The organism is Cellulomonas sp. 73-92, assembly GCF_001898175.1.
Taxonomy (GTDB): Bacteria; Actinomycetota; Actinomycetes; order Actinomycetales; family Cellulomonadaceae; genus Cellulomonas.
On sequence record NZ_MKTH01000013.1, the window covers coordinates 541,005 to 556,710 of the forward strand.

General features: G+C 74.3%; 18 protein-coding genes and 1 tRNA gene. 7 read left to right on the forward strand and 12 right to left on the reverse strand.

Going from position 1 to position 15,706, the window contains the following annotated elements; all coding sequences use genetic code 11:
- Window positions 1-139: 139 nt before the first annotated feature.
- Together BGO37_RS09150 and BGO37_RS09155 are read right to left on the reverse strand one after the other, a co-directional pair.
- On the reverse strand, window positions 140-898 hold the full coding sequence (locus tag BGO37_RS09150) for a phosphotransferase (protein WP_291754181.1): 759 nt from the start codon (window positions 896-898) through the stop codon (window positions 140-142).
- Between the two features lie 132 nt (window positions 899-1,030).
- Window positions 1,031-1,792 carry a hypothetical protein gene (locus tag BGO37_RS09155; RefSeq protein ID WP_291754182.1) on the reverse strand — a complete coding sequence of 254 codons (762 nt, stop codon included), beginning with the start codon at window positions 1,790-1,792 and terminating at the stop codon, window positions 1,031-1,033.
- 136 nt (window positions 1,793-1,928) lie between these two features.
- Here BGO37_RS09155 and BGO37_RS09160 point away from each other — a divergent pair, with 136 nt between their 5' ends.
- Window positions 1,929-3,866: a sigma-70 family RNA polymerase sigma factor gene (locus BGO37_RS09160; protein ID WP_291754183.1), complete on the forward strand. Its 1,938-nt coding sequence runs from the start codon at window positions 1,929-1,931 to the stop codon at window positions 3,864-3,866.
- A 148-nt stretch (window positions 3,867-4,014) separates the two neighbouring features.
- Here BGO37_RS09160 and upp read toward each other — a convergent pair whose 3' ends face one another.
- Complete coding sequence (upp, locus tag BGO37_RS09165; protein WP_291754185.1) at window positions 4,015-4,650, reverse strand: uracil phosphoribosyltransferase; 636 nt, start codon at window positions 4,648-4,650, stop codon at window positions 4,015-4,017.
- 154 nt (window positions 4,651-4,804) lie between these two features.
- Between upp and BGO37_RS09170 the strand changes: the two genes are divergently transcribed.
- Entirely contained in the window at window positions 4,805-5,290 is a 486-nt protein-coding gene (locus tag BGO37_RS09170; protein WP_291754187.1) for a nucleoside deaminase, read from the forward strand.
- Here the strand turns inward: BGO37_RS09170 and BGO37_RS09175 are convergent.
- Window positions 5,280-6,134 carry a Sir2 family NAD-dependent protein deacetylase gene (locus BGO37_RS09175; protein ID WP_291754190.1) on the reverse strand — a complete coding sequence of 285 codons (855 nt, stop codon included), beginning with the start codon at window positions 6,132-6,134 and terminating at the stop codon, window positions 5,280-5,282. The genes BGO37_RS09170 and BGO37_RS09175 overlap by 11 nt on opposite strands.
- A 61-nt stretch (window positions 6,135-6,195) precedes the next feature.
- On the opposite strand from BGO37_RS09175, the gene BGO37_RS09180 reads away from it, so the two are divergent.
- Window positions 6,196-6,285, forward strand: a tRNA-Ser gene (locus tag BGO37_RS09180).
- A gap of 69 nt (window positions 6,286-6,354) precedes the next feature.
- Here the strand turns inward: BGO37_RS09180 and BGO37_RS09185 are convergent.
- A complete protein-coding gene (locus tag BGO37_RS09185) occupies window positions 6,355-7,332 on the reverse strand; it encodes a zinc-binding dehydrogenase (protein ID WP_291754193.1) in 978 nt (325 codons plus the stop codon).
- A gap of 121 nt (window positions 7,333-7,453) precedes the next feature.
- On the opposite strand from BGO37_RS09185, the gene BGO37_RS09190 reads away from it, so the two are divergent.
- Window positions 7,454-7,810: a VOC family protein gene (locus tag BGO37_RS09190; RefSeq protein ID WP_291754196.1), complete on the forward strand. Its 357-nt coding sequence runs from the start codon at window positions 7,454-7,456 to the stop codon at window positions 7,808-7,810.
- 1 nt (window position 7,811) lies between these two features.
- Here the strand turns inward: BGO37_RS09190 and BGO37_RS09195 are convergent, their stop codons facing one another.
- Both BGO37_RS09195 and BGO37_RS09200 read right to left on the reverse strand, forming a co-directional pair.
- Window positions 7,812-8,540: a hypothetical protein gene (locus BGO37_RS09195; protein WP_291754198.1), complete on the reverse strand. Its 729-nt coding sequence runs from the start codon at window positions 8,538-8,540 to the stop codon at window positions 7,812-7,814.
- A 166-nt stretch (window positions 8,541-8,706) separates the two neighbouring features.
- Window positions 8,707-10,005, reverse strand: coding sequence for a glycosyltransferase 87 family protein (locus BGO37_RS09200; protein WP_291754200.1), 1,299 nt, complete (start codon window positions 10,003-10,005; stop codon window positions 8,707-8,709).
- Window positions 10,006-10,136: 131 nt separating this feature from the next.
- On the opposite strand from BGO37_RS09200, the gene BGO37_RS09205 reads away from it, so the two are divergent.
- On the forward strand, window positions 10,137-11,462 hold the full coding sequence (locus tag BGO37_RS09205) for a solute carrier family 23 protein (RefSeq protein WP_291754202.1): 1,326 nt from the start codon (window positions 10,137-10,139) through the stop codon (window positions 11,460-11,462).
- Between the two features lie 68 nt (window positions 11,463-11,530).
- On the opposite strand, the gene BGO37_RS09210 is transcribed toward BGO37_RS09205, so the two are convergent.
- The 3 genes from BGO37_RS09210 to BGO37_RS09220 form a co-directional block, all read right to left on the reverse strand.
- Window positions 11,531-12,118, reverse strand: coding sequence for a LytR C-terminal domain-containing protein (locus BGO37_RS09210; RefSeq protein WP_291754203.1), 588 nt, complete (start codon window positions 12,116-12,118; stop codon window positions 11,531-11,533).
- Between the two features lie 38 nt (window positions 12,119-12,156).
- A complete protein-coding gene (locus BGO37_RS09215; RefSeq protein ID WP_291754206.1) occupies window positions 12,157-12,453 on the reverse strand; it encodes a type II toxin-antitoxin system VapB family antitoxin in 297 nt (98 codons plus the stop codon).
- A gap of 92 nt (window positions 12,454-12,545) precedes the next feature.
- On the reverse strand, window positions 12,546-13,124 hold the full coding sequence (locus tag BGO37_RS09220; protein WP_291754207.1) for a hypothetical protein: 579 nt from the start codon (window positions 13,122-13,124) through the stop codon (window positions 12,546-12,548).
- 54 nt (window positions 13,125-13,178) lie between these two features.
- Here BGO37_RS09220 and BGO37_RS09225 point away from each other — a divergent pair, with 54 nt between their 5' ends.
- Together BGO37_RS09225 and BGO37_RS09230 are read left to right on the forward strand one after the other, a co-directional pair.
- Window positions 13,179-13,982 (forward strand): hypothetical protein, encoded by an 804-nt coding sequence (locus tag BGO37_RS09225; protein WP_291754210.1) that lies wholly within the window; start codon window positions 13,179-13,181, stop codon window positions 13,980-13,982.
- Window positions 13,979-14,347 (forward strand): GntR family transcriptional regulator, encoded by a 369-nt coding sequence (locus BGO37_RS09230; RefSeq protein WP_291754211.1) that lies wholly within the window; start codon window positions 13,979-13,981, stop codon window positions 14,345-14,347. The genes BGO37_RS09225 and BGO37_RS09230 overlap by 4 nt, the downstream gene beginning before the upstream one ends.
- Here BGO37_RS09230 and BGO37_RS09235 read toward each other — a convergent pair.
- On the reverse strand, window positions 14,327-15,046 hold the full coding sequence (locus BGO37_RS09235) for an SRPBCC family protein (RefSeq protein ID WP_291754213.1): 720 nt from the start codon (window positions 15,044-15,046) through the stop codon (window positions 14,327-14,329). The two genes, BGO37_RS09230 and BGO37_RS09235, sit on opposite strands and share 21 nt — an antisense overlap.
- Before the next feature lie 153 nt (window positions 15,047-15,199).
- A complete protein-coding gene (locus tag BGO37_RS09240; RefSeq protein WP_291754214.1) occupies window positions 15,200-15,607 on the reverse strand; it encodes a VOC family protein in 408 nt (135 codons plus the stop codon).
- Between the last annotated feature and the right edge of the window lie 99 nt (window positions 15,608-15,706).

Sequence of the window (15,706 nt, forward strand, 5' to 3'; positions counted from 1 at the left end):
CGAGCGGTGCCGCCGCGCGAGGCTCAGCCGTGGCCGGCGAGCTCGGCGAACGCGCGCACGAGCGGAAGCGGCCGCGCACGAGCGGAAGCGGCAACGCGCCCGCCCAGGTGGACGTGCTCTCCAGCGGGTGCCGCGGGGCTCAGCGGTGGGCGGCGAGCTCGGCGAACGTGCGCACCAGCGCGCCGGCGGGCTCCACGAGGTCGCACTCCCCGGCGATGAGCGCCGGGTCGTGGCACCGCATGTCGATGGCCTCGTCGAGCGAGGGGAGGAAGGGTTCGTCGACCGCGCCGACGAACGCCGCCAGCAGCGCCCGGGCCGCCTGCGAGTAGTCGCCGCCCGCGTCGACCGCCACCTCGGCGACGATCAGCGCCGTGGTGGCGGTGTCCAGCGACGCCGCACCCCCGCGGGCGTTCGCCCAGTCGATGAGCACGGGTCCGCGCGACTCGGACAGGATGACGTTGCCCGGGTGCAGGTCGAGGTGGATGACGACGCCGCCCGTCGGGGCGGGGATGGCGTGCAGCCGGTGGTGCAGGTCCGCCAGCAGCGCCGCGCCGTTGCGCAGGCTCAGCTCACCGGCCGCCAGCGCCTGCAGCAGCGTGGGCCCGTGCAGCCGCTCCATGAGCAGGTCGGGGCCGCCGAGGTGCTGGACCGCCGGCACCGGGAACCCGTGCGCGGCGACGTGCCGCATGAGCGCGAACTCGCGGGAGGCGTCGCCGCCCTGGCGGTACCGCCGCAGCACCTGGTGCTCGGACAACGCGTAGACGTCCGCCGCGTCGCCGGCCGCGAGGAGCGGTCCCGGCGCGTCCGGCAGGTCCGCGGCATGGCCCTGCGCCGGCACCACACGGTCCGTGGTGTGCGGCACGTCCGGGTCGGTCGGCGCCAGTCCACTGGGGGTCACGTTAACGACGGTAGGCGCCCGGCCGGGGGTTCGCCAAGCCCTTCGTGAAACTTCTCTCTGACCAGCGGGGGAGCAATGTGCGACGAAGCCGTGGTGAAGTCTTGACCGTCCGTGCAGCCGTCGGTCACCCGGTCAGCCGTCGAAGCGGACCAGCCGTCCGAGCAGGCAGAGGGCGCCGTCGTACGTGTCCGGCAGGGGCTCGGTCCAGGCACGGACCGGCTGCCGGGTCGTCGCACGCACCTCGATGTCGGCGCAGCGCGAGGCGAGGTCTGCACGGAGGAGGTCGAGCCGGCGCTCCAGGTCGTCCCCAGGGCGGATCAGCGCGGCGAACATCCCGCCGCCGAGCGTGCCCATCGGGTGCCCGGCACCGAAGGCGGAGGCCAGCGCCGCCCCGGTCGCGGCCGACCGCGCGGCGCGCAGGAAGCCGGAGACCTCGCCCGCCGCGACGTCGACGACGACGAGCCGGTGCGACGTGTGCTCCCCACCCTCGTACGTCTCACGGAGGCGCAGCTCGAGGTAGGAGCGCGTCGGCAGCCCGGTCTCGGGATCGAACGCGGAGGCCGCGCCGATACCGGCCGACGAGCCGTCCGCCCAGCCCCCGGACAGGGCCCGGATCGCGTCGAGGGGTGGGGTGGCGACGCCCGCCGTGCGGTACAGGCAGGCGAGGTCGTCGAGGGTCTCGACGATGCCCACGCCCTCGTAGCCGCGCGCCCGCCCGAGCTCCTCGGCGGCCGCGCACGGGTCGGCGTCGCGCAGCACCGCGTCGACGAGGACGTCGACGGCGGGGTGGTACCAGTCCGCGGGCCGCAGCCACACGGACTCGACGCTGCTGGCACGCCAACGGTCGCGCAGGCCCTCCGGCAGGTGCGGCATGGGGCGCATGTCGGTCGTCACGTGGAATGAGAGGGGCCTGTGGGCTCAGGGTGACGCTGGTTTTCGCCGATTCACCCTTGCGGAGGAGTGTGAAACACTCGTCCTGGACATACCGGGCGTATCGGAGGGCGGTGTGGAAGCCGGTCGTGGTACGGGGATGGACCTGCGTTCCGACGCCGACCTCATCATGGCGGCGCGATCGGGCGACGCGGGTTCCTTCGGTGTGCTCTACGAGCGCCACGCCGGCGCGGCCCTGATCGTCGCGCGGCAGTACACGTCCGGGAAGGCCGAGGCCGAGGACGCTGTCGCCGACGCGTTCGCCGCCGTGTGGTCGGCGCTGCGCGGCGGCTCGGGTCCCACCGACGCGTTCCGCGCCTACCTGTTCACCGTCGTGCGCCGGGCCGCGGCCGTCCAGCGCGAGCGTGGGCGCCGGGCCGACCCGACCGACGACGTGGCCGTCCTCGAGTCGGGCACGGTCTCCGTCGCCGCGGCGGAGGAGCCGGCGCTCGAAGGGTTCGAGCGGTCGATCGTCGCGCGCGCGTTCGCCAGCCTCCCCGAGCGGTGGCAGGCGGTGCTGTGGCACAGCGAGATCGAGGGGCAGACACCCGCCGAGATCGCGCCGCTGCTGGGCCTGACCGCCAACAGCACGGCCGCGCTCGCGTACCGCGCGCGGGAGGGGCTGCGGCAGGCGTACCTCCAGCAGCACCTGTCCGACGAGCTGCCCGACGGGTGCCGGTCCGTGGCCGGCAAGCTCGGCGGCTACGTGCGTGGCGGCCTCGGCGCGCGAGACACCACCCAGGTCGAGGCGCACCTCGAGACGTGCGGCGAGTGCCGGGCCCTGCTGCTCGAGCTGCGCGACGTCAACCACGGCCTGCGCGTGATCATCGCGCCGCTCGTGCTCGGCGCGGCGGGTCTGGGTGCCCTCGGGTTCGCGCTGCCGACCGCAGGCGGCCTCGCCGCGGGCACCGCGGCGCTGAGCTCGGGTGGCGCAGTCGGCGGTGCGGCGGGCGCCGCCGCCGGTGCGGCCGGCACAGCCGGCGCCGGCGTGGGCGTCGCCGCCGGAGCCGCGGGTGCGTCGGGTGGCGCGGCGTCCGGCGGCATGCTCGCCGCGATCGGCGCCTTCCTCGGCACGGTCCCGACGGCGGTGGCCGCGGGCGTGGCCGGTGTCGTCGTCGTCGCGGGCATCGCGCTCGGTGCGCTCGCGCTCAACGCCCCGCACGACACGCCGTCGTCCGCGAGTGCGACCAGCACCGTGACGGCAACACCGAACCCGTCCGCACTCCCGCCCGCGTCCGTCGTCGTCGACGACCCGACCAGCGCGCCGGCGTCGACGCCCGGCGCCGCGACCACGGCGGATGCCGGCACGTCGACCAGCGGCGCCTCCGACGTCTCGACGGTCGTGGCGGCTGATGGGTCCGGATCGAGCGGCGGCTCCGGCGGCACCACCGCGGGGGCCCCGGCCCTCGTCGTGAGCGTTCCCGACGCGGTCCTGGCCGCGGGCGAGGGCGGTCAGGGACTCGGTGTCGATGTGACCAACGCCGGTGCCGGCCCGGCGACGAACCTCGTCGCGCAGGTCGACCTGCCGGCCGGCGTCACCGCAGAGGCGGTCACCCAGCAGGTCGTCGGGCGGTACGCGGTGCACCTCGCCTCGGCGTGGGACTGCGTGATCGTCGGCACCGGCGTGCGGTGCGCGCTGCCGGTGCTCGACGCGGGCCAGGTGGCGCACGTCGCCATCGCGGTGGCCGTGGCGCAGGACTTCACGGGGGGCGAGGTGACGTGGGAGGTCAGCGCCGACGGCGTCGCGCGCACCCTCAACCACCCGCGCAGCCTGACGGTCACGCCGTGGGCGTCGCCCAGCCCGACCTCCAGCCCCACGCCGACCACGACCCCCACCTCGACGCCGACCCCCACGCCGACGCCGACCCCCACGCCGACGCCGACCCCCACGCCGACCCCGACGCCAACCTGCAGCGCCGCGAGCACCTCGACGCCCTGGTGGGCCGGCACCCCGCGCTGGGACCGCACGTGCTGGCCGCACGGGAACGACAACGGCAACGGCGGCCCGGGCAACACCAGGCCGACGGCGGCGAGCTAGCCGCGTGCCGTCACGCCGCGGACCGGTGGTGCCGGCGGCGGGCTAGCCCGATGCGGGCGCGCGACGACCGACGGCACAGGCGGTGGCGAGCCGGCCGGGTGCCTGGCTCGGTGCCGGCGGCGGGAGCCCGATCTCGGGCGGCCGGGTGTCAGACGATCCCGTAGAGCCGGTCGCCGGCGTCGCCGAGGCCCGGCACGATGTACGCCTTCTCGTTGAGCCGCTCGTCGAGCGCCGCGACGACGACCTGGACGTCGGCGCGCTCGCCGACGTACGCCTCGACGGTCTTCAGCCCCTCGGGCGCGGCGATGAGGCACACGGCCGTGACGTCGCGCGCACCGCGCTCGAACACGTACTCCATCGCGGCGACGAGCGTGCCGCCGGTGGCGAGCATCGGGTCGAGGATGAACACCTGGCGTCCGGTGAGGTCCTCGGGCAGCCGGTTCGCATAGGTGATCGCCTCGAGGGTCTCCTCGTCGCGCTTGAGGCCGAGGAAGCCGACCTCCGCCGTCGGCAGCAGGCGGGTCATGCCCTCGAGCATGCCCAGGCCGGCGCGCAGGATCGGGATGACGATCGGCGCAGGGTCGGCGAGCTTGCGCCCGGTGGTCCTGGCGACCGGCGTCTCGATCTCGACGGGGTGGGTGGCGACGTCGCGCGTGGCCTCGTAGGCCAGCAGCGTCACCAGCTCGTCGACGAGCTGGCGGAACGTCGGCGACGGCGTCTTCGCGTCGCGCAGGATGGTGAGCTTGTGGGTGACCAGGGGGTGGTCCGCGACGTGCAGGCGCATGGCCGCCAGCCTAGTGGCGGAGGTCCGTGCCCCCGGGCCGGCCATCCGTCCCTCGTCGGACCCGGTGGTCCGTCCGTCACTGCACGGTGCGCAGTGCGATGACGCCACCGATCGCCTGCGCGGCGGGCGCGGCCCCATCCACGATGATGACGGCATGGGTCAGGCCGGCAGGCCGGTGCAGCCGGTCGACGCATGGGCGATGGGGGTTGCGCTCGACGAGGCGCGCCGGGCCCTGCTCACCGGGGACGTGCCGGTCGGGGCCGTTGTCGTGGCGCCGGGCGCCCACGTGGTCGGCTGGGGCCACAACGCCCGGGAGGACGAGGCCGACCCGACCGCCCACGCGGAGATCGTCGCGCTGCGGGACGCCGCGAAGAACCTCGGCCGGTGGCACCTCGACGAGTGCACGCTCGTCGTGACCCTGGAGCCGTGCCTCATGTGCGCCGGGGCGGCGCTGCTGTCGCACGTGCGCCGCGTGGTGTTCGGCGCGTGGGACCCCAAGGCCGGTGCCGCCGGCTCGCAGTGGGACGTCATCCGCGACCGCCGGGCGACGGCGCGGATCGAGGTCGTCGGCGGCGTGCGCGCGGAGGAGTCCGCGCTGCTCCTCCAGCACTTCTTCGAGGAGCACCGGCTCATCGACTAGGCAGCAGCCAGACGAGCGCGGCCAGCACCTCCGACGTGCCGGCGTGCATCGTGACCTTGGCGTACCGGTCGCCGCGCGTCGCGCCGCGGTTGACGATCGCGATCGGCGTGCCCGCGGCCGCGGCGTGCCGGACGAACCGCAGCCCGGACTGCACGGCGAGCGACGAGCCCGCGACGAGGAGCGCGTCGGCCTCGTCGACCAGCGCGTAGGCGGCCGCCACCCGCGCCGGCGGCACGGTCTCGCCGAAGTAGACGATGTCCGGCTTGAGGATCCCGCCGCACGGCCCCGGGAGCCCGTCCGGGTCAAGTGCCCAGCACGCGGCGATCACGAAGTCCGCGGTCCGTTCGACGACGGCGTCGGCGTCCGGGGCGATCTCGACGTCGCCCACCTCGCCGACCCGTTCGACGAACCCCGGGTTCAGCTCGTCGAGCCGGTCCGCGACCTCGTCGCGCGAGTACCGCGCGCCGCAGCGCAGGCAGCGGACCTCGTCGTACCGGCCGTGCAGGTCGATGACGCGCTGCGACCCCGCGGTCTCGTGGAGCAGGTCGACGTTCTGCGTGATGACGCCGGCGACGAGCCCGCGCCGCTCGAGGGTGGCCAGCGCACGGTGCCCCGCGTTGGGCCGGCGGGTCGCGACGTGCCGCCAGCCCACCTGGTTGCGCGCCCAGTAGTGCCGGCGGAACCGCTCGTCGCCGACGAACTGCTGGAACGTCATCGGCGTGCGCCGCGGGGAGTCCGGCCCGCGGTAGTCGGGGATGCCGGAGTCGGTCGAGACCCCGGCCCCGGTCAGGACGGCCAGCCGGTGCCCTTCGAGGACTCCGACGAGGTCGTCCAGGGTGCCCATGGACCCACGGTAGGCGGATTCGGACTGCGGCCCACTGACCCGGTACTCTTGCCGGGCGTCTGGTGGTGTGTCCGAGCGGCCAAAGGAGCACGCCTCGAAAGCGTGTGTGGGTGAAAGTCCACCGTGGGTTCGAATCCCACCGCCACCGCCATCGCATCACGGCCCCGGCTCCCACGAGCCGGGGCCGTTCTCGTCCCGCCGGGCCGGCGGCGCCGGGAGGCTAGGGCCGCAGGAGGACCTTCCCGACCCGTCCGGCGTGGAGGCTCGCGGCGGCAGCCGCGGCGATGTCGTCGAGGCCGTACGTGGCGGCGACGGGCAGGGTCAGCGTGCCGGCGGCCAGGCCTCGGAACACCTCGCCCATGAGGGCGGCGCGCTTGGCGGGCGCCATCGCGGCGCTGACGCGGTTGCCCCAGAAGCCCCTGATGACGAGCTGCTTGAAGATGACGTCGCCCGCGGCGATCTGCAGGGTGCCGGCGCCCATGCTGCCGAAGATCGCGAGCGTGCCGCCCTCGGCGAGCAGGGAGGCGACGTCGCCGGCGGCGGCACCGCCGACCGAGTCGACGCCGGCGACGAGCGGTGCCCCGCCGGTGATCTCGTGCGCGCGCTCACGCCAGCCGTCGTCGTCCGTGGCGACCACCCCGGTGATGCCCTGGGAGGCCAGCTCGTCGACCGCGCCGGCGCGGCGCACCAGGCCGAGCACGTGCAGGCCGCGTGTGGCGGCGAGCTGCGCGACGAGCCGCCCGACGGCGCCGTTGGCGGCGTTCTGCACCAACCAGTCGCCCTCGTGCAGGTCGAGGAAGTCGACGAGGCTGATCGCGCTGAACGGCATCGCGACCACTTGCGCGGCGACCTCGTCGGGCAGGGCCTCGGGGACGGGGACGAGCCCGGCGGCCCCGGCCACGAAGTACTCCGCCCACGCCCCGAAGGTGCCGCCGGTGGCGACGCGCTGGCCGACCTGGACGTTCTCGACGCCCTCGCCGAGCGCGTCGACGACGCCGGCCGCCTCGGTGCCGGCCCGCGCCGGCAGCTCGGGCTTGTAGCCGTAGTCGCCCCGCACCGTCCACAGGTCGTGGTTGTGGATGGGCGAGGCCAGCAGCCGCACGCGCACCTGCCCGGGGCCGGGCTCGGGGGTGGGGACGTCCTCGACGCCGAGCACCTCGGACGGGTCGCCGAAGCGATGGTGGACGACGGCGCGCATGGGATCTCCTTCGGCTGGACGGACCTCCGCCATTCAACCGCGAGCCGGCTCGTCGTGCGGCTGTCGGTGGTGCTGCCTAGCGTGGCGGGGTCCGAGAGGTGCACGACGAAGGAGCGCAGCCATGGCCCACGGCGACATCACGCACATCGACATCCCGGTCGACGACGTCGACAAGGCGAAGACCTTCTACAGCACGCTGTTCGGCTGGCAGATCGCCTCGCTGCCCGAGTACGCGGACTACCCCATGTGGCGGGCGCCCAACCAGGTGAGCGGCGGCGGCCTGGCGACCCGCACCCCGGACTTCACGCAGCCACGCAGCTACGTCGAGGTCGACTCGATCGACACCGCGCTCGCGGCGGTGGAGGGCCTCGGCGGGGCGGTGGCCACCCCGAAGTCACCCATCAGCGAAACCAGCTGGTTCGCCGTGGTGCGCGACCCGTCGGGCAACCTCATGGGGCTGTTCGAGGGGACCGTCTAGGTCAGTCGTCGACCAGGCAGCCGATCTTCCCGGAGTCCAGCGTCACGTAGAAGACGGACGCGTCGGGACAGGCCGCCTGGTCGTCGACGAGCTGCGTCACCTTGTACTGGTGGTTCCCCGAGCACGGCACCGCCTGAATGCTGTCGCCCTTCAGCGTCGTCCAGCACGAGCCGGCCTCGTGCGGCACCTGTGGCGGGTTGACGACCGAGACGAGTGCGCCCACCCCGGTCCCGACGCAGACGAGCAGGCCGAGGGCCACGAGTGCCACCGAGCGCGGCTTCGCCGGCCCGGCGGTCCGGGTCGCCCGGTACTGCACCAGCGACCGCACGAACAGGCCGGCGCCGACGATCATGCCGCCGGTCCAGATCCAGCCGCCGCTGCTCGACCGGCCGGCGAGGATCGCCGACACGGCCCCGACGAGGAACGCCGCGACGCCGATGCCGAACATCACCAGTGCGCGCCGCCGCGCGTGGAGGGCGTCGTCCGAGACGGGTGGTGCCGCGAGCGGCCATGTCCCGGCGGCGGAGGGCGAGCCCGATTGCACGACTGCTCGGGGGTCCCACGCCGGCACGTCGGGCGCGAACGTCACGGGCAGCGGCTGACCGTCGTCGGACAGCCAGAACGGCCAGGCCGCAGGTGCCGGAGGCCAGCTGGGATTCGGCATCCAGCCGACCGGCGGCATCCAGCCGGCGGGGACGTCGGGCCAGGACGTGGGCGGGTTGAAGCGCATGGAGCCCCCTGCTCGTTGTCACCGCCGTGGCCAGGACGCCCGCCGGTCGCCGGAAACCTAGCGGCGCACGACGTGTGCTGAGGGCAGGGGCGCACGAGAGTGCCCCGTTTGTCACCCGAACGGACGCGGGCTCAGGGGCGGGAGGACCCGCTCGCCGCGGCCGGCCTCAGGGGGTGGCGTGCGCCGCGACCCGCGCGCCCGACCGCTCGATGCTGGTGGCCTCGTCGTCCCGCCGGCCGAGCAGCGCGGTGACCGACCAGGCAAGGAGCACGACGAGCGCGACGTTGCGGGCGGCGAGCACCAGCGTGGTGCCGGCGCCGCCGTAGGTGATCTGGCTGTAGAGGAAGGGGAAGATCACCTGCGTCGCGCCCGCGACCGCGAGCACCGTCTTGCGCGTGCGGTCCCAGCCGGGCAGCCCGAGCGCGACCGCCACGACCACCGGGCCGGCGAGCCAGCCGATGTACTGCGGCGAGAGCACCTTGTTGAAGACGAGCATCGCGAGCGTCAAGACGAGCGCGCCGCGGACCAGCACCTCGTGCCGCTCGCCGCGATCGGTCCAGAGGCGGTCGCCGAGGGTCTGCCGACGCCGCCACAGGAGCACCACCACGGCGACGATCGCCAGGTCGAACAGCCCGCCGAGAAGGGTCGCCATCTGCGTGGTGCCGGGCCCGTAGATCTCCCAGGTGTTGATGTCCTGGTTCATCCAGCGCGTGATGCTCTTGGAGAACAGCGCGACGAGCAGCCAGGGCGTCGCGCCGACCGACTCGATCTGCAGCCCGCGGGCGCCCTGCTCGAAGAGGAACGAGAACGCGTAGGCGCCGCCGCCGAGGCCGACGACGGTGCCGACGACGACCGCCGAGAACGCCGCGGCCGGCACGACGACGTCACGCCAGGGGCGCCGCGCGACGAGGAACAGCGGGGCGAGGAGTACGCCGGGCGCCACCTTGATCCACGCGCCGACGGTCAGCAGGAACGAGGCGACCGCCGGGCGGTCCACACCCCACACCAGGCCGACGACGACGAGCGGGGCGACCACCGCGTCCAGCCGGCCCATCGCCACGGGCCCGAGCAGCAGCAGGAACGCCGTCCACCACCAGGCCGCCGCCAGGCCGTTGCGCCGGCGCATGAGCACCGCGAGCGCGGCCGCGTCGAGCGCGGTGATCATCAGCGACCAGACGATCGCGTACCCGCTGCCGTAGCCCAGGCCGCCGATGCCGGCGACGAGCATGGGCACCGTCGCACCCGCGGGGTAGACCCACGCCGCCTCCAGGCCCGGCCACTGGGACACGTGCACGCCCAGCCACATCCAGTACCGGTACAGCTGCAGGTCCCAGAACGCCGCGTTCGGGATGACGACGACGCCGAGGAACGCCAGCCACGCGTGGACCGCCAGGAAGGCGCCCCAGGCGGCGGTCCGGCTGCGGAGCAGAGCGCGAGACAGAGCAGCCTCCCAGGGCGTCGGCACGGAGAACCTCTCCAGGGTAGAGGAGGTCGTTGTGAGATTCCTGGGCGACGAAGCCTGACGGAAACAGAGGATCAGTAAGGTTCGTGCAGCCCCGGTGCGGGGATTGTGAAGACGGGCGCGAGGAGGACTCAATGGCGGAGTTCCGGTGGGGCTGGAGACTGCACGGGACGGGGCGTTCGGTGCCTCCCGGCGACGTGGTGGCGCCCGACGAGCGACTGACGTGGCCCCGCACGGTCGGCATCGGCCTGCAGCACATCGTCGCCATGTTCGGCGCGACGTTCCTCGTCCCCCTCATCACGCACTTCTCGCCGTCGACGACCCTGTTCTTCTCGGCCGTCGGCACGATCCTGTTCCTGGTCGTCACCGGGAACCGGCTGCCGAGCTACCTGGGCTCGTCGTTCGCGTTCATCGCCCCCATCGGGGTGGCCGTGAACCAGGGCGGACAGTCCGCGGCCGTCGGCGGCATCCTCGTCACCGGCGTCCTGCTGATGATCGTCGGCGTCGTGGTGCACTTCGCCGGGGCGCACTGGATCGACGTCGTCATGCCGCCGGTGGTCACCGGCACGATCGTCGCGCTCATCGGCCTCAACCTCGCGCCCTCGGCCTGGAACAACTTCAAGACCGCGCCGGTCACCGCCATCGTCACGCTGGGCGCGATCATCCTCATCACCGTCCTCTTCCGCGGCATCCTCGGGCGCCTGTCGATCCTGCTCGGCGTCGTCGTCGGCTACGTCGTCGCGGCGATCCAGGGCGAGGTGGACTACTCGGCGATCTCCAAGGCGGCCTGGGTCGGCCTGCCGCAGTTCGTCGCCCCCTCGATCAAGCCCTCGGTGTGGGCCGTGTTCCTCCCCGTCGTCATCGTCCTCATCGCCGAGAACATCGGGCACGTGAAGTCCGTGTCCGCGATGACCGGGCACGACCTCAACCCCGTCATGGGCCGGGCGCTGTTCTCCGACGGCCTGGCCACCACCCTCGCCGGCCTCGGCGGCGGTTCGGGCACGACGACGTACGCGGAGAACATCGGCGTCATGGCGGCCACCCGCGTGTACTCGACGGCCGCCTACTGGGTCGCCGGCGGCGGTGCGCTCGTGCTGTCGCTGTGCCCGAAGTTCGGCGCCGCGGTCGCCACCGTGCCCGCCGGCGTCCTCGGCGGGGCGGCGACCATGCTCTACGGCATGATCGGCCTGCTCGGCGCCCGGATCTGGCTGCAGAACAAGGTCGACTTCTCCAACCCGGTCAACCTGACGACGGCCGCGATCCCGCTCATCGTCGGCATCGCGAACTACACCTGGACCTCCGGCAACCTGTCGTTCACCGGCATCGCGCTCGGCACGGCCGCCGCGATCGTCATCTACCACGTGATGCGGGTCATCGCCGCGTGGCGCGGCACGGGCCAGGAGCCGGCGACCCCGGCCTCGGTGCCCGGCGGCGAGGAGCCGGCGATGCTGCACCACTGACACGCAGCCCCGAACGCGACGCGGCCGGCCGGTCCCACGGGATCGGCCGGCCGCGCTGCGTCGGGGTATCAGCCCTTGCTGGTCGCCGTCGGGGTGGCGGCCGGCGCGGTGGCCAGCTGGTCGTAGGGCACGCAGCCCACCGGCGCGGCGAGCGGGGTGTTCGGGTCGAGCGTCACCTTGTCCGTGGGCTTGAGGGAGACGAACGCCGAGCCGAGCGTGATGTCGACCGAGGCGTCCTTGCGGGTGTCGAGCTGGAGCTCGGCGTGGTCGACGTGCGCGGCCAGCGTGTAGGCCTGCGCGATGCCCTGGATGCCGAAGGAGATGCGCGCCGTCCCGATGTAGGAGGCGATCGCGTTCCCCTCGGTCTGCACCTTGAAGCCGAGCTGCGTGAGCGCGTCACCGGTCGACTTCGCCAGGCCGGTGGCGCTGGTGCCGTTGTAGACGTTCACCGTGATGCTCCCCGCCGCCACCGGCAGCGCGCCCGCCGGGGGGCACGGCTGCGGGTCGTGCGTGGCGGTGGGGCTCGGCTTGGCCGTGAACGCACGGCTGAAGAACGGCACGTTGAGGTTGCCCGTGTAGACGGCGGCCGCGACGACGAACGACAGCGCGAGGAACGACAGGAGCACGCCGAAGATCACGGCCTGGCGCTCGTGCATGTGGCGCCGGCGCAGCCTCCGGGCGCGCTCCGCTTCGCTCACTCGAGCACCAGCACCCGGGCGTGGAGCGTCGGGCGCTGCTGCAAGGCGGCACGGACCGCGCGGTGCAGGCCGTCCTCCAGGTAGAGCACGCCGCGGTACTGCACGACGTGCGCGAAGAGGTCGCCGTAGAACGTGGAGTCGTCCGCGAGCAGCGCGTCGAGGTCCAGAGTTCGCTTCGTGGTCACCAGCTCGTCCAGCCTGACCTGGCGCGGCGGTACGTCGGCCCATTGCTTGGCCGTCGTCAGCCCGTGGTCCGGATAGGGCCGGCCGTCCCCCACAGCCTTGAAGATCACGGGTGCGAGTCTAGGGTGAAGGCCCTTGCGACTGCCTCCGACGAAGGGATGACTGGCCGCCCGCCCGAAGGCGGAGGTGCGGGTGGGAGGCCCTAGGGCACGCACGGCGTGCCGTCGCTCCACTCGGTGCCGCCGAGCATCGGCGAGGCCGGGACTGTCTCGACGCGGGCGTTCCCCAGCGGGCCCCGCAGGTGCACCGGGGTGCTGACCGCCCCACCGTCGGCAGCGGTCCGGCAGCTGTCGATCTGCCACAGCACGACGAGCGTCGCGGACCGGCCCGGGGCCACGCGGCGGGGGAGCCGGTCGGCGTCGGTCACGCCGAGGCGCGTGACGTACTCGTCCGAGGCCACGTCGACGGCCGGCATGGTGCGAAGGGCGTCGCTGACGCCCTCGACCGCCCAGGCGCCGACCACGTGCGCCCCCGGCACGTCGTCGACCCCGTTCACGGTGACGCCGCCCCACCCGCCCGGCGTGATCTCGGCGAGCACGAGCTCGCGGCGCTCGGCGGGGAACTCCCTGCCCGCGGCCGACGAGCCGGTGCCGATCGTCGGCCGGACCAGCGCGGGGACGACCCACGCGGCGACGAGGACGGCCAGGGCCAGCACGACGAGGGCGGCACCGCCCCGGCGGGACGGCCGGGGCACGAGCGCCTCGAGGGTGGGGTCGGCCATTGCCTGACTCATTGGCGCAACGTACTATGCCAATAGGCCAATACGGAAGGGGACGTGCGGGTGCTGCTCGGCGGTGTGGCCTTCGTGCTCGCGGCGGTCCTCGTCGTGCTCGTCGCGGCGCTGTGGGCGAGGGTGGCGCCGCGGGAGCGGGACGTCGCGTGGGTCGCGGGCGCCGGCATCGTGCCCGACGACGAGGCCGAGGTGGTCCGCCGGTACCTCGCGCGGCACCGACGCCTCCGCATGGCCGGCGGGCTCGTCGGCGTCGTCGCGACGACCGTGGCGGCCTTCCGGTACCAGGGGTCGGTCAGCTTCACCGCGCTGCTCTTCGGCGGCATCGCGGGCGTGCTCGTCGGGACCCTGTTCGCCGAGTCCTACCGGCTGGGCCCCCGCGGTGGTGCCGCGGCGGTCGCCTCGCTCGAGCCGCGCGACCCGGCCCCGCTGCCGGGCGTCGTCTGGACCGCGCGTGGGCTCCTCGCGGCGGCGACGCTCGGAGCCGTGGCGCTCAGCCTCTGGGTCCGCGACACGGCCACCGTGCTGCTCGCGGTGGCAGGGCTCCTGGTCGCGGGCCTGGCCGAGGCCACGCGGGCCCGGATCGTCGGCCGCCGCCGCCCGGTGCTGTCGTTCCGTGCCCGGGAGCTCGATGCGAGGATCCGGGCGTTCGCCGGCCGGAGCGTGGCCAACCTGCAGCTCGCGGCCGCGCTGCTGGTGGTCACGGGCGTCGTCGCCTCGGTTCCCGCGCCCGGCCCCGTGCCGACGGCCCTGCGCTGGCTCGTCTGGCTCGTGGGGCTCGTCCTGGCGTGGGTCTACACGCACCGGGCGGCGCCGCGGCCGCCGTCCTCGTGGCGGCAGCCCACGTGATCGTCCACGTCGACGCGGCCTCGCCGGTCCCGGTCTTCGAGCAGCTCCGGGCGCAGATCGAGCGGCTCATCGTGTCCGGCCAGCTGGCGCCCGGCGCGACCCTGCCGCCGATCCGGCACCTGGCGACCGACCTCGGGATCGCCCGCGGCACCGTCAACAAGGTCTACGAGCAGCTGGCCCGGGACGGGCTGGTGCGCACGGCCGGGCGCCACGGCACCGTGGTGCAGCAGGCGGCGCGGCGCACCGGCCTCGGCCACTCCGACCTGGCCGACGCGGCGGACGCGCTCGCCCTCGTCGTGCGCCAGCTCGGCATCACCGACGACGCGGCGCACCGGGCGCTGGACTCAGCCCTCCGGCGGTGGTGACCAGCGGTACGCGGCCTGCGCCCGGTCGCGGATGCCGCGCAGCATCTTCTGGCTCATGAACCAGCTGACGACGCTCACGGGCTCCACGAGCAGCCGCGCCCACCCGGCCCGGTACAGGTAGCGCTCGCGCACCACGAGCCGCGTCCCACCGTCGCGGCCTGGGCGCAGCACGAACGCCCAGGTGAAGTCGTACGGCGGCGCGTCGGCACCCGGCGCCGCAGCGCCGCGCAGCACGAGCGCCCGGCCCGGCTCGACGACGACGGCCTCGAGCGCGACGGGAGGGGCGAGGTGGACCTCGTCGCCGACGGCGATGTCCTGGAGCTCCGGCATGATCCGGTCGGCCGAGTGGATGTCGCAGCCGACGAGGTTCTCCAGCTCGTCGTACGAGTAGAAGCCGCCGCGGCCCTGGCCGAGCTGCGCCACCCACGGCCAGACGGCGGCCGGGGGCACCGTGATGCCGACCGTGCGGGTGGCGACGAGGTCCGGCTTCGCCAGGATCGCGTCCCCGGGTAGCGCGGCGTCCAGCTCGTCCTCGGTCGAGCCGAACGTCAGCATCCACGTGCGCAGCAGCGGGAGGCTCGCGCCGGCGGCGAAGGCGATGGCCGCGACGACCGTGCGACGCGGCGGCTTCGGGGGCGGCGGGGGGAGGAGCTCGTTCGGACGGGGCAGCAGGTCCGACGGGCGGGGCAGGCGGGCCATGTCCGCAGTGGACCACCGCCCCGGGCGCCCGGGCCCGGGCCGAACGTCCCACCGGGTCCGCGTGGGCACGACCGCCGCGAGACCGTGCGCCCGTCGGGTCCCGCGCCGACGGATCCCGCACCGACTCGTGCCGCGCCGGCGGCGCCGCACCCGTCAGGCGACCGGCAGGCCGGCCTCCAGCGCCCGCCGCAGGGTCTCGTCCCAGCCACCGTCGCGGTCGACGACGAAGCAGAACTCGTTGCCCTCCGGGTCCTGCAGCACGACGAAGCCGTTCCCGTCCTCGCCGAGCCGCGCGAAGCCGGTGCGACGTGCGCCGAGGGCCTCCGCCCGCGCGGCGGCCGCCAGCGCGTCGCCCACCTGCACGTCGAGGTGCAGCCGGTTCTTGGGGGACTGCTTGGGCTCGGGCACCTTCTGGAAGCCCAGCATCACGGGCGCCGCGTCGACGACGGCCCACTCGTCGTCGACCATGCCCCAGCGGGCGTCCAGGACCTGCGCCCAGAACTCGGCGAGACCCGCCGGGTCGGCGCAGTCGAACACCACCTCTTGCACGCGAACGTCCATGGCGTCGCCCCTCCGTCACCGCCCCGCCGGACCATCCCGGCCGCCAGCCCACGCTAGGCGCGACCACTGACACGCGGCAGGTACGGCGGACGACGTCGA